Annotated in this window: 10 protein-coding genes and 7 tRNA genes; 1 reads left to right on the plus strand and 16 read right to left on the minus strand. The window is 53.5% G+C overall.

Annotated features, from left to right (window positions below; genetic code table 11):
- Nucleotides 1–11: 11 nt before the first annotated feature.
- The 13 genes from ACXAGQ_RS04675 to pncC all read right to left on the minus strand — a co-directional run bounded on the left by ACXAGQ_RS04675 (nt 12) and on the right by pncC (nt 7590).
- A tRNA-Ser gene (locus ACXAGQ_RS04675) sits at nt 12–104 on the minus strand.
- Between the two features lie 10 nt (nt 105–114).
- Nucleotides 115–191 (minus strand) — tRNA-Arg (locus ACXAGQ_RS04680).
- Between the two features lie 49 nt (nt 192–240).
- Nucleotides 241–317, minus strand: a tRNA-Arg gene (locus ACXAGQ_RS04685).
- A gap of 34 nt (nt 318–351) precedes the next feature.
- Nucleotides 352–444, minus strand: a tRNA-Ser gene (locus tag ACXAGQ_RS04690).
- An 11-nt stretch (nt 445–455) separates the two neighbouring features.
- Nucleotides 456–532 (minus strand) — tRNA-Arg (locus ACXAGQ_RS04695).
- A gap of 52 nt (nt 533–584) precedes the next feature.
- A tRNA-Arg gene (locus ACXAGQ_RS04700) sits at nt 585–661 on the minus strand.
- Between the two features lie 33 nt (nt 662–694).
- Nucleotides 695–787, minus strand: a tRNA-Ser gene (locus ACXAGQ_RS04705).
- Nucleotides 788–992: 205 nt separating this feature from the next.
- Entirely contained in the window at nt 993–1190 is a 198-nt protein-coding gene (gene csrA / locus ACXAGQ_RS04710; RefSeq protein WP_036818084.1) for a carbon storage regulator CsrA, read from the minus strand.
- Between the two features lie 85 nt (nt 1191–1275).
- Entirely contained in the window at nt 1276–2454 is a 1179-nt protein-coding gene (locus ACXAGQ_RS04715; protein ID WP_475252178.1) for an aspartate kinase, read from the minus strand.
- A gap of 16 nt (nt 2455–2470) precedes the next feature.
- Nucleotides 2471–5095 carry an alanine--tRNA ligase gene (gene alaS, locus ACXAGQ_RS04720; RefSeq protein WP_475252180.1) on the minus strand — a complete coding sequence of 875 codons (2625 nt, stop codon included), beginning with the start codon at nt 5093–5095 and terminating at the stop codon, nt 2471–2473.
- 280 nt (nt 5096–5375) lie between these two features.
- The gene (gene recX, locus ACXAGQ_RS04725; protein ID WP_475252182.1) at nt 5376–5837 is read right to left on the minus strand and encodes a recombination regulator RecX; all 462 of its coding nucleotides are present in this window, start codon (nt 5835–5837) and stop codon (nt 5376–5378) included.
- Nucleotides 5838–5926: 89 nt separating this feature from the next.
- Nucleotides 5927–6979 carry a recombinase RecA gene (gene recA, locus ACXAGQ_RS04730; protein WP_475252184.1) on the minus strand — a complete coding sequence of 351 codons (1053 nt, stop codon included), beginning with the start codon at nt 6977–6979 and terminating at the stop codon, nt 5927–5929.
- Nucleotides 6980–7113: 134 nt separating this feature from the next.
- Nucleotides 7114–7590 carry a nicotinamide-nucleotide amidase gene (pncC, locus tag ACXAGQ_RS04735; protein ID WP_475252186.1) on the minus strand — a complete coding sequence of 159 codons (477 nt, stop codon included), beginning with the start codon at nt 7588–7590 and terminating at the stop codon, nt 7114–7116.
- A gap of 226 nt (nt 7591–7816) precedes the next feature.
- On the opposite strand from pncC, the gene mutS reads away from it, so the two are divergent.
- Nucleotides 7817–10387: a DNA mismatch repair protein MutS gene (gene mutS, locus ACXAGQ_RS04740; RefSeq protein ID WP_475254666.1), complete on the plus strand. Its 2571-nt coding sequence runs from the start codon at nt 7817–7819 to the stop codon at nt 10385–10387.
- Nucleotides 10388–10501: 114 nt separating this feature from the next.
- On the opposite strand, the gene rpoS is transcribed toward mutS, so the two are convergent.
- Genes rpoS through ACXAGQ_RS04755 form a run of 3 tightly spaced genes read right to left on the minus strand, consistent with a single transcriptional unit; the run spans nt 10502 to nt 13145 of the window.
- Nucleotides 10502–11494, minus strand: coding sequence for an RNA polymerase sigma factor RpoS (gene rpoS, locus ACXAGQ_RS04745; RefSeq protein WP_475252188.1), 993 nt, complete (start codon nt 11492–11494; stop codon nt 10502–10504).
- Nucleotides 11495–11550: 56 nt separating this feature from the next.
- Nucleotides 11551–12510 carry a peptidoglycan DD-metalloendopeptidase family protein gene (locus ACXAGQ_RS04750; protein ID WP_475252190.1) on the minus strand — a complete coding sequence of 320 codons (960 nt, stop codon included), beginning with the start codon at nt 12508–12510 and terminating at the stop codon, nt 11551–11553.
- Between the two features lie 5 nt (nt 12511–12515).
- Nucleotides 12516–13145, minus strand: a complete 630-nt coding sequence (locus ACXAGQ_RS04755) for a protein-L-isoaspartate(D-aspartate) O-methyltransferase (protein WP_475252192.1) — start codon at nt 13143–13145, stop codon at nt 12516–12518.
- Nucleotides 13146–13148 lie beyond the last annotated feature (3 nt).

The raw sequence follows: 13148 nt of genomic DNA on the forward strand, positions 1-13148 counted from the left end.
GAAGAGAAGAATGGCGGTGAAGGAGGGATTCGAACCCTCGATACGGCTATAAACCGTATACTCCCTTAGCAGGGGAGCGCCTTCAGCCTCTCGGCCACCTCACCACACAAATTATGGCGCGCTCGGGAGGATTCGAACCTCCGACCGCCTGGTTCGTAGCCAGGTACTCTATCCAGCTGAGCTACGAGCGCACACTTAATTCGGTTTTATAGCACCGCCAAAGGCAGTACGTTGTAATAATGGCGCGTCCGGGAGGATTCGAACCTCCGACCGCCTGGTTCGTAGCCAGGTACTCTATCCAGCTGAGCTACGGACGCGCAGGCTTTCTCAAGATACACTTGAAGAAAAGAATGGCGGTGAAGGAGGGATTCGAACCCTCGATACGGCTATAAACCGTATACTCCCTTAGCAGGGGAGCGCCTTCAGCCTCTCGGCCACCTCACCACACAAATTAATGGCGCGCTCGGGAGGATTCGAACCTCCGACCGCCTGGTTCGTAGCCAGGTACTCTATCCAGCTGAGCTACGAGCGCACACTTAATTCGGTTTTACCAGTACCGCCTATGGCCATACTGTTTTCAATAATGGCGCGTCCGGGAGGATTCGAACCTCCGACCGCCTGGTTCGTAGCCAGGTACTCTATCCAGCTGAGCTACGGACGCGCAATGCAAGATCATTCACTCTAAAAAAATGAATGGCGGTGAGGGAGGGATTCGAACCCTCGATACGGCTATAAACCGTATACTCCCTTAGCAGGGGAGCGCCTTCAGCCTCTCGGCCACCTCACCGTCTTGCGGGGGCCCATATTACTGCCAGCCAAAAATAAGTCAAACACTTTATTATGAAAAAACGACATCCACTGCGCGGATGCGCACTTAATAGCCAACACGGCACATTATCGCCCGTAAAGGCCCTGTATCTCTTCTAGATTCAAGAGTATGGCGTGAGGGGCAGTTACAAAAAAGGCCAGCATGAAAGCCGACCTTCTTCGAATTAGTAGTTACCAGAACCCTGGGAACCCGTTTCTTTTTCCGCTTGAATGCGCATGTAAATTTCTTCGCGGTGAACAGAAACTTCTTTCGGTGCATTTACACCGATGCGAACTTGGTTACCTTTAACGCCAAGAACAGTAACGGTGACTTCATCACCGATCATTAGCGTTTCACCTACGCGACGTGTCAAAATTAGCATTCGTGTGCTCCTTGAGTAATCTCAGTATTATAAGAGTTAACGTTTATTATCCAACAATATTTACATTTTCGTAAATGTTCACTGCTCAAGAAACAGCGAGAAGTGGTCGATTATCCAGACTTTCCGGCTCCACCACAAATTTTTTATGGATATGTTCTACAGCTAACTGTAAATCTTGCCCATTGATCAATAGTGAGACACAACGAGCAGTGCTTTTTCTTTGAAAGACACCCACCCCTTTTTCTGCCAACGAGGCAGCCACTTGTGTGCTGCGCCCTTCTACCCCTTCCCCGACTAGGGTCAGTGTAGCAACAGCGGGTTGCGCCAATTCTGTTTTGTCTAATACAACATTCAGCCGGGCCAATTCATCATCGGCCGCAACGATACAGGTCACTTGCTGACTATCACCATAGCACCAAGCATCGACACCCAACAAGCTTAACTGTTGTTCCACTTTTTCAAGCGGTTGTGCCACTCGGTAGAGTGCCTGCTGGCCTTTAACGGCAACGCCGGCAGCCCCTGTTGATGAAACTTCCGAGAAATCGACCAAGGTTCCTTCCCCTTCATCAAACGATGACAGGACCCTCAACGGAACCTGGTGTTGCTCAGCATATTCAACCGACTGTAATTGTAGCACTTTTGCGCCATGTCGTGCCATTGCCGTCATATCATCGAAATGAATCGTCGACAAACGGGATGCTTCACTGACCAAACGGGGATCCGTTGTATAGACCCCGTCGACATCCGTGAAGATCTGGCACTCATCCGCAGCCAGTGCACCAGCGATAGCGACCGCGGTCGTATCTGAGCCACCGCGCCCCAAGGTCGTGATGTTATTTCGGCCATCACGCCCCTGGAAGCCAGCGACCACCACTATATGGTCGCGTGCCAGCAGCTCAGTCACTACTTCGGTCTCCACCTCAGTGATAGTGGCATTATTAAATACAGTATCAGTGCGGATACCTAACTGATCACCAGTCAATGATGTTGCCAAATAGCCCCTTTTGTTCAGGGCCATCGCGAGCAGGGCAATCGTGACCTGCTCGCCGGTTGACAACAAGACATCCAGCTCACGCTGGGTGGGGACAGCATCTACCTGTTTTGCCAGCCCCAGCAAACGGTTAGTCTCGCCAGCCATTGCCGAGACAACCACCACTACCTGATGACCAAGCTGGCGCGCTTTGATCACGCGCTCAGCCACCGCTTCAATACGCTCGATGCTCCCGACCGACGTACCGCCAAATTTCTGCACTAATAGTGCCACTGCACCTCTCCAACTATTACAGTTTTTCAACCAACCAAGGGGTTACTGACTCCAGTGCAGCAGGCAATGCTGCGGCATCAGTACCACCGGCCTGGGCCATATCCGGACGACCGCCACCCTTACCGCCAACCTGCTGGGCAACAAGGTTAACCAGCTCACCAGCCTTCACCTTGCCAGTTAGATCTTTGGTTACACCGGCAATCAGACCAACTTTGTCACCGCTGACGTTACCCAATACAACAATACCGCTGCCTAGCTGGTTCTTCAGCTCGTCAACCATACCGCGTAGGGCTTTGTTGTCTGCACCTTCAAGCTTGGTTACCAACACCTTAACGCCGTTGATTTCCTGTGCCTTGTTGATAAGGCCTGCACTTTCCTGCGCAGCCAACTTGTCTTTAAGCTGCTGGATTTCTTTTTCCAGCTGCTTGCTGTGAGACACAAGTGCGCTCACCTTGGTCGCAACTGACGCCGCGTCAGACTTCACTAGGCTTGCGGTTTCTGCCAGTAGCGCTTCCTGATCGTGTAGCGCTGCAATCGCCGCTTCGCCGGTTACGGCTTCGATACGGCGGATACCCGCTGCGATACCACCTTCAGAAACGATCTTGAACAGACCAATATCACCCGTGTTAGAGGCATGGATACCACCACACAGCTCAACTGAGAAGTCACCCATGCTCAGGACGCGAACTTCATCATCATATTTCTCGCCAAACAGCGCCATCGCGCCTTTTTCTTTGGCTGATTCGATGTCCATCACATCAGTGTTGATCGCGTGGTTGAAACGGATTTGTTCGTTCACGACACGCTCGATTTCACGCAGTTCTTCCGTCTTCACCGCTTCTAGGTGAGAGAAGTCGAAACGCAGGCCTTCAGGCTTAACCAGTGAACCCTTCTGAGTCACGTGCTCGCCAAGCAGGTTACGCAGTGCTGCGTGTAGCAAGTGAGTGGCTGAGTGGTTCAAGCTAATCGCTGCACGACGCACTGCATCAACCGTTGCGGTTAGCTTATCACCCACTTTCAACACACCTTCAGCCAACTTACCGGTATGACCGATAGCGTTGCCGAACTTCTGGGTATCAGCAACCACAAACTGAACACCGTCAGCCGTCATTGCACCCGTATCACCACACTGACCGCCTGACTCAGCGTAGAACGGCGTGTTGTCCAATACGATCAAACCGTCTTCACCAGCGTTGATTGCATCAACGGCTTCGCCTTCACGGTAAAGCGCAACTACAGTGGCTTGACCTTCGGTCGCCGCGTAACCGCAGAACTCAGTTTCCGCATCGACTTTGATCGCATCGTTGTAATCAACACCGAACTGACCTGCATCACGTGCACGCTGACGCTGGGCTTCCATTGCATCGTTGAAGCCTTCTTCATCGATAGAAAAACCACGCTCACGAGCGACATCGTTAGTCAAATCAGCAGGGAAACCGTAGGTGTCGTAAAGTTTGAACACGGTTTCGCCGTCAAGCACTTTACCGTCAAGGTTGTCCAGCGCTTCAGCTAGGATCGCCATACCACGATCTAGAGTGCGGCCGAAGTTGTCTTCTTCGATCTTCAGTACTTTCTCGACCATTTCCTGCTGTTTCTTCAGCTCTTCGCCAGCAGTGCCCATGATCTCAGCCAGAGGACCCACCAACTTGTAGAAGAAGGCACCTTTCGCGCCCAGCTTGTTACCGTGGCGAACAGCACGGCGGATAATACGGCGCAGTACATAGCCGCGACCTTCGTTTGATGGCATCACGCCATCAGCGATCAGGAACGCACAAGAGCGGATGTGGTCAGCCACAACGCGCAGTGACTGGTTGCCCAGATCGTCATGGCCAATAACAGCTGCAGCTTCTTTGATCAGGGTCTGGAAGATATCGATCTCGTAGTTTGAGTGCACGCCCTGCATGATCGCAGAGATACGCTCGATACCCATACCGGTATCTACCGACGGCTTAGGTAGCGGCTCCATGGTACCGTCAGCCTGACGGTTGAACTGCATAAATACGTTGTTCCAGATCTCGATGAAACGGTCGCCATCTTCTTCAGGTGTGCCAGGGCGGCCACCCCAGATGTGATCACCGTGATCGTAGAAAATTTCGGTACAAGGACCACAAGGACCTGTGTCACCCATCTGCCAGAAGTTGTCAGACTCGAACGGCTTGCCGCCTTTCTTGTCGCCGATACGCACGATGCGGTCAGCCGGTACACCTACTTCTTTATTCCAGATGTCGAACGCTTCATCATCGGTCTCGTAAACAGTAACCAGCAGACGGTCTTCCGGCAGCTTCAGTGTCACTGTCAGGAATTCCCAAGCAAACTTGATCGCGTCTTGCTTGAAGTAATCGCCGAAGCTGAAGTTACCCAGCATTTCGAAGAAAGTGTGGTGACGGGCGGTAAAGCCAACATTTTCCAGGTCGTTGTGCTTACCACCAGCACGAACACAGCGCTGAGCTGTCGTTGCTCGAGTGTAGTTGCGCTTTTCCAGACCTAGGAATGTATCTTTAAACTGGTTCATACCCGCGTTGGTGAACAGCAACGTAGGGTCATTGGCAGGCACAAGAGAAGAACTCTCGACTACCTGATGGCCTTTACTCTCAAAAAACGCAAGAAACGCACGGCGAATCTCATCAGTGCTCATGTACATTGGCAAATCCTGAATAATGCTTTTATGTAAACTGAATGGTCGAATTTAACTGTCTTAATCGCCTGCCCTGAGTTCCACCATGCCCTCGGCAGGACAATTCGGGCAGGCAGTGATGGGACTAAAATAAATTCTTTGGCGGTTATTGTAAAACAACGGCAGCCAATACGGGAAATGTTATGTTCAGAAATACGGCAATTTGTCCCCCATCGGCGGTGTGCAGGGGTGAGATTTAGGGGATTGAAGGTGGGATTCCAGCTATTGGCGGCTGATTGCCGCCATCTCAGTACTCATCGTCGACGCCGAGAGCATATTTCACCTGCTCGAAGTCAAAGCCCCGAGATTGCATAAAACGCAGACGACGGGCTTTTTCCTTATCCGTTTCCATCGGGGTGTCGCCATACTTCTTCCGGGCAACATCACGGGCATGCTCGAACCAGTCGAACTCATCGTCTTCGAACAGCTGGCGAATAACTTCCTCATGGATGCCCTTGAATTCCATTTCCTGGCGGATCCGCAGCAGCCCCCAGCCCTTGGCAATACCGTTATTTAGCAACCGCTCGGCAAGGCGGGCGTCATCAAGCCAGTTATAGTCTTGGCACAGCGAAACGGCCTCATCGACTTCAGCCTGCTCATAGCCGCGTGCCAGCAACTTTTTCTGCAGCTCCAGCTCGGCATGGTCACGGCGTGACAAATACCTCACGGCAGCCTGCTTGGCACTTTGTGCTGGTTTCTTAGTTCTCATGGTCTTCTCGCTCCAAACAAAAAACGGGCGGGGTAATGCTACCCCGCCCGTTTTGCTATTCTGTCACCTAGCCTGACAGGCTAAATGATTTAGAACGCCTGATCTTCGGCATCTTCTTCAACTTGGGCGTCTGCTGCCGCTTCTTCCAACACTGCTGGTGTTAGCAGAAGTTCACGCAATTTCGCTTCAAGCTCTTCGGCAATATGGCGGTTTTCCTCGATGTACTTACACGCATTTGCCTTACCCTGGCCGATCTTGTCGCCCTGGTAGCTGTACCAAGCACCGGCTTTCTCAACCATCTTGTTCTTCACGCCAAGGTCGATAAGCTCGCCGTAGCGGTTGAAGCCTTTGCCGTAAAGGATCTGGGTTTCAGCCTGCTTGAACGGTGCAGCAATCTTGTTCTTAACAACCTTGATACGGGTTTCGTTACCAACGACCTCGTCACCTTCTTTGATCGCGCCAGTACGACGGATATCAAGACGAACAGAAGCGTAGAACTTCAGGGCATTACCACCCGTAGTTGTTTCTGGGTTACCGAACATCACGCCGATCTTCATACGGATCTGGTTGATGAAGATACACATGCAGTTAGACTGCTTCAGGTTACCGGTGATCTTACGCATTGCCTGAGACAGCATACGTGCCTGCAGACCCATGTGCGAGTCACCCATCTCACCTTCGATTTCAGCCTTAGGCGTTAGGGCGGCAACGGAGTCGACAACCAGAATATCAACCGCGCCAGAGCGTGCTAGGGCATCGGCAATTTCCAGCGCCTGCTCACCGGTATCCGGCTGGGAAACCAATAGCTGGTCGATATCTACACCCAGTTTTTGGGCGTAAATTGGGTCAAGGGCATGCTCAGCATCGATGAAGGCACATGTCTTGCCTTGGCGCTGGGCAGCAGCGATAACTTCTAGTGTCAGCGTGGTTTTACCTGAAGATTCAGGACCGTAGATTTCAACAATACGGCCCATTGGCAGACCACCAGCACCCAAGGCGATATCGAGAGACAGAGAACCGGTAGACACGGTTTCGACATCCATAGTGCGGTTGTCGCCCAACTTCATGATCGAGCCTTTACCGAATTGCTTTTCAATTTGACCTAACGCGGCGGCGAGTGCCTTCTGCTTGTTGTCGTCCATTCGACTCTCCAAGGGATGCTTAATTAATGCTTAAACTAAGTACTGATAATGATGATTAGTATACTGTCTATTCATACAGTGTCTAGCACTGTATGAAAATTTTTTCGCCAAATTGATGTGGCTCCCGCATCTACTCAGGATTGCACCATGAGGGCAATCAATCCAGACAGCGCTTTTTCAACAGCTTGCTGGCGTACCTCTTGGCGATCGCCAGCAAAAAGGCAGGTTTCCACTTTCAGCTTACCGGTTGCATCGGCCCAGCCAAAGCACACAGTCCCGACGGGCTTCTCTTCGCTGCCGCCTCCAGGACCGGCAATACCACTGATCGCCACCGAAATATCGCCACGGGAATGCTCCAATGCCCCCAGTGCCATTTCAGCGACCACCGCTTCACTCACGGCGCCAAATTCAGCCAGGGTTTCTGCCCTGACACCGAGCATCTCCTGCTTGGCCTCATTACTGTAGGTCACGAAAGCCCGGTCAAACCAAGCCGAACTGCCTGCAATATCCGTGATTGCCGTAGAAACGCCACCGCCAGTGCAGGATTCGGCGGTGACCGCCACCCAATTGCGCAGACCCAAAGCCTGGCCGACCTGTAATGCTAATGCCATTATCACTCCCTAGTTGGTACCGCCAGACTCATGTGGCGTATTGCCTACACATTACTTGCCTCGCCAGCCGCGGGCAACCCCTTGGCGCTTGGCAAATTGTGCCGGAGGAAAAATACCCGCTCTCCCCTTTGCCGACAGGTCGGGATCACGTATCCTAAGCGACCAGAAACTTCCCCCGGGCAAGCAGGGTAATCCAGCCCACCGGCACAATGTAGCAGGCAACAACGTGACAATAAAAGGCATAGAAAAACACACCCCCATGATGCAGCAATTTCTTCGGATCAAGGCTGAGAATCCGGATGTCTTGCTGTTTTACCGGATGGGTGATTTCTACGAACTATTTTTTGATGACGCCAAGCAGGCTTCACAGCTGCTGGATATCTCGCTGACCAAACGCGGCTCTTCCAACGGCAACCCGATCCCGATGGCCGGGGTGCCTTACCATGCTGTAGAGGGCTACCTTGCCCGCCTTGTCCAGCAGGGCGTGTCTGTGGCTATCTGTGAGCAGGTCGGCGATCCGGCCACCAGCAAGGGGCCGGTCGAGCGCAAAGTGGTACGCATCATCACCCCGGGTACGGTCAGTGACGAAGCGCTGCTGAGCGAGCGCCAAGACAACCTGATTGCCGCCATCTACCACGAAGGCGACAAGTTCGGCTACGCTACGCTGGACATCACTTCGGGGCGCTTTATGCTCGCTGAACCCGAAACCGAAGAAGCGATGCAGGCCGAGCTACAACGCACCAGCCCTGCAGAGCTGCTCTACCCGGAAGACTTCGACCTGCTGGGCTTGTTCCATGGCATGAAAGGGGCACGCCGCCGCCCGGTATGGGAGTTCGACCTCGATACTGCCCGCCAGCAGCTCACCATGCAGTTCGGTACCCGTGACCTGGTCGGTTTCGGAGTCGAGCAAGCAGAGCATGGCCTTTGCGCTGCCGGTTGCCTGATGCAGTATGTCAAAGATACCCAGCGTACCGCCCTGCCGCATATCCGTGCCATTACCCTGGACACCAAAGATCATTCCGTGATCTTGGATGCCGCGACCCGCCGCAACCTGGAACTGACCCAGAACCTCGCCGGAGGCTTCGAGAGTACCTTGGCCTCGGTGCTGGATCAGACGGCAACGCCGATGGGCAGCCGCTTGCTCAAGCGCTGGCTGCACCAGCCTATCCGTGACCGCCAGCAGCTCAACGGCCGCCTTGACGCCATTACTGCCTTCAAGGATACCGGGCTGTTCTTGGATCTCGCCGGCGTATTGCGCCACATGGGAGACCTGGAGCGTATCCTTGCCCGCTTGGCCCTTCGCTCTGCCCGCCCGCGCGACCTTGCACGCATGCGCACGGCACTGCAGCACCTGCCGGAAATGGCTGAAATGCTCGGTGATATCGACCAAGCCCGTATCGGCGAGCTAGCCGGCCTGGCTGCGCCGATGGACGAGCTGTGCGAACTGCTTGAGCGTGCCATTATCGAGAACCCGCCGGTTGTGATCCGTGACGGCGGCGTATTGGCGCCGGGCTACAATGCCGAGCTGGACGAATGGCGTGATCTGGCCGATGGTGCCACCAAGTTCCTGGAAGAGCTGGAAGCCAACGAGCGCGAACGCCATGACATCGATAGCCTGAAAGTCGGCTTCAACAACGTCCACGGTTTCTATATCCAGGTCAGCCGAGGCCAGAGCCACTTGGTGCCGAGCCACTATGTGCGCCGCCAAACGCTGAAAAATGCCGAACGCTACATTATCCCTGAGCTCAAAGAGCACGAAGACAAAGTCCTCAACTCAAAATCAAAAGCCTTGGCGCTGGAGAAGAAGCTGTGGGAAGAGCTGTTTGACCTGCTGCTGCCACACCTTGAGCAACTGCAAAACGCAGCTGCTGCGATTTCCGAACTGGATGTGCTGGCCAACCTGGCCGAGCGTGCCGATACCCTCAACTACTGCCGTCCTGAGCTGACGGAAACCACAGGAATTGAAATCACAGCCGGCCGCCACCCAGTGGTCGAGCAGGTGCTGAGCGAACCGTTTATCGCCAACCCGATCTCGCTCCACCATGACCGCCGCATGCTGATTATTACCGGCCCGAATATGGGCGGTAAATCGACCTATATGCGCCAGACTGCACTGATCGCCCTGCTGGCCCACGTTGGTTCTTTTGTGCCGGCCGAAGCGGTCAAAATCGGCCCGCTGGATCGGATCTTTACCCGTATCGGTGCCTCCGATGACTTGGCGTCAGGCCGCTCAACCTTCATGGTTGAAATGACCGAAACGGCAAACATCCTGCACAATGCGACGCAGAATAGCTTGGTGTTGATGGACGAAATCGGCCGCGGTACCAGTACCTATGACGGTTTGTCACTGGCTTGGGCCAGTGCCGAATGGCTGGCCGACAAGATTTCAGCCATGACACTGTTTGCCACCCACTACTTCGAGCTGACCGAGCTGCCATCACTGATGGATGGCCTGGCCAATGTCCACCTCGATGCCGTAGAGCACGGCGATGAAATCGCCTTTATGCACGCGGTACAGGAAGGCGCTGCCAGCAAGTCCTACGGCTTGGCCGTTGCAAGCCTGGCCGGTGTACCAAAGCCAGTGATCAAACGCGCCAAGTTCAAGCTGCAGCAACTCGAAGCCAGCGGCCACCAACAAGCGGTTGCGCCAGCGAGCCAAGCCCCGGCTGCCGAACAGCAGCTCAGCCTGCTGCCGGAGCCAAGCGAAGTCGAGGAAGCACTGGCGCGTATCAACCCTGATGAAATGACCCCGCGCCAGGCGCTTGACGAGCTGTATCGTCTCAAAGCCTTGATGTAATTGGCTATTGGCTATTGGCTATTGGCTATTGGCTAAGCAGGAAATAAAAAGGGATGCCTCGTGGCATCCCTTTTTGATTGTAACCGTAAAAAGTCTTAATAAAAGTGTGTCGGTTTACAGTTGTTCCTGATTGAACAGCGACTCAATGCTAAGCCCTTGGTGGGTCAACATATCACGCAGCCTACGCAGCCCTTCCACCTGGATCTGGCGTACTCTTTCACGGGTCAAACCGATTTCACGGCCGACATCTTCCAACGTTGATGCTTCGTAACCCAGCAGGCCAAAACGACGTGCCAGCACTTCACGCTGTTTCGGGTTGAGCTCCTGCAGCCAATGAACGATAGATGTTTTGATATCGTCATCTTGGGTCGAGGTTTCGGGACCACCACTTTTTTCATCAGGGATGATATCCAGCAGGGCTTTTTCCGAATCGCCACCGATAGGATTGTCTACCGAGCCAACACGCTCGTTGAGGCGCAGCATCCGGTTGACGTCATCGACCGATTTATCCAACTTGAGCGCAATATCTTCCGCCGTCGGCTCATGGTCTAGCTTTTGTGCCAGCTCACGGGCAGTGCGAAGGTAAACATTCAGCTCTTTGACGACGTGAATAGGCAGGCGGATGGTACGGGTCTGATTCATGATGGCCCGCTCGATAGTTTGGCGGATCCACCACGTAGCATAGGTTGAGAAGCGGAAGCCGCGTTCCGGATCGAACTTCTCTACCGCGCGGATCAGGCCAAGGTTACCCTCTTCGACCAAGTCGAGCAGGGCCAGGCCACGGTTGCTGTAGCGGCGGGATATTTTAACCACTAAGCGAAGGTTACTTTCAATCATACGCTTGCGGGCGACTTCATCACCCCGCAAGGCACGGCGGGCGTAGAGGACTTCCTCCTCTGCGGTTAGCAAGGGAGAAAAACCGATCTCCCCCAGATAGAGTTGCGTCGCGTCTAGGGCTTTCTGCGTAGCCCCGTAGCGCGACATGTCGACATCATCGTCACTAGCACTAACATCTTCGGTTTTGGCTTCGGCAGTCGTGGAATCTACTTCCATTTCTTCTTCAAAGTCAAAATCTTCAATATCTGCAGCAGTATTGCTTCCACTCATAGCGCCTCCCAGATGGCGAGTTAGCAAGACATTACAACTTTACTATGCCATGTTGTCTATTTCGGTAAGTACCGCATAGGATCAACGGATTTACCTTTGTAACGGATCTCAAAATGCAGCTTCACTGAATTTGTGCCCGAGCTTCCCATGGAAGCAATTTTCTGGCCAACAGTGACTTTTTGCTGCTCCTTGACATAAACCTGATCATTGTGGGCATATGCACTGAGATAGTCATCGTTGTGCTTGATGATCACCAGGTTGCCATACCCACGGAGCGCATTCCCGGCATAGACCACCACCCCGTTTGCTGATGCATTGACAGCTTGTCCACGCTGCCCGGCGATGTCGATCCCTTTGTTGCCATTCTCCGAGTTGGAGAATTTGGCTATCACGCGCCCCTTTGAAGGCCAAGCCCATTTAGCCACTTTAGTGTTGCTAGGTTGCAGCTTAGTTGTAACAACTTTGTTGCTTTTGGTTTTCTGAGAGTACTCTTTTGTGGGAGCCGGATCAACATTTTTATTGGCGGCTTTTTGCTCGTTTTGCTTTTGCGTCGCTGCAACTTGGGTCGGTTTCTGGGTCGCCGGCTGGGCAGCAGGTTGTGAGTTAGCAACAGGCTTTGGCTGAGCAGGTTTTGAGCTTGTTGATTTTGTTGTTTTTTTCGCAGCAGGTGTAGCAGCTACGGCCACTGGCGCCGTGCGGCCATATTGCGGAGCGACATATTTCGGCCGCCAGAGCTGCAGTTTCTGACCGGGAAAAATGGTATAAGGCTTCGACAATTTATTACTTGCAATAATATCGTCGACATCACGCCCGGTAATGTATGAAATGAAGTAAAGGGTATCGCCCTTCTGGACCTCGTAATAACTGCCACGGTAGCTGCCACGCTCTAGGCTATGGTAGTCCTTGCCAAGGCTCGTCACCGGTGCCGGGCTATGATTACTGCAGCCAGACAGCATCAAGCCGGCAGCAATCGCTGCCAGCTTCCACATCCTTGCTGAAGACAACACCCTTACCATATTTCCTATGCCAACTCCCCGGCGACTAACGGAACAAAACGTACGGCTTCAATATCACGGTAAGCAAATCGCTCCCCTTCGCGAATAATCACTTTCAATACCTGCGAATGCTCGCCGACAGGGATCACCAAGCGGCCACCATCAGCGAGCTGGGTAAGCAGCTCTACCGGGATCTCAGCGGCAGCCGCGGTCACAATAATCGCATCAAACGGACCTTTCCCCGCCCAGCCCCGCCAGCCATCACTGTGCTTGGTCGAGACATTGTGCAATTCAAGCTGCTTGAGGCGGCGCTTTGCCTGCCACTGCAACGCCTTGATCCGCTCCACCGAATAAACATGGTCGACCATGTGTGCCAGTACCGCGGTCTGATAGCCCGACCCGGTCCCGATTTCGAGGATCCTTGAACCCGGCGACAGTGCCATCAGCTCGGTCATCTTGGCGACAATATACGGCTGCGAGATCGTCTGCCCGCAGCCAATCGGCAGGGCATTATTCTCATAAGCTTTGTGTGACAGGGCTTCGTCGATAAAGAGCTCCCGCGGGACAGATGCCATCGCCTGGAGTACCTTGTCGTCAGAAATCCCCTGCTGGCGCAAATAGTTCAACAACAGCGTCCGCTCGTCCACATAGCGCATTGC

Source organism: Photobacterium sp. ABD4_091 (assembly GCF_056160145.1).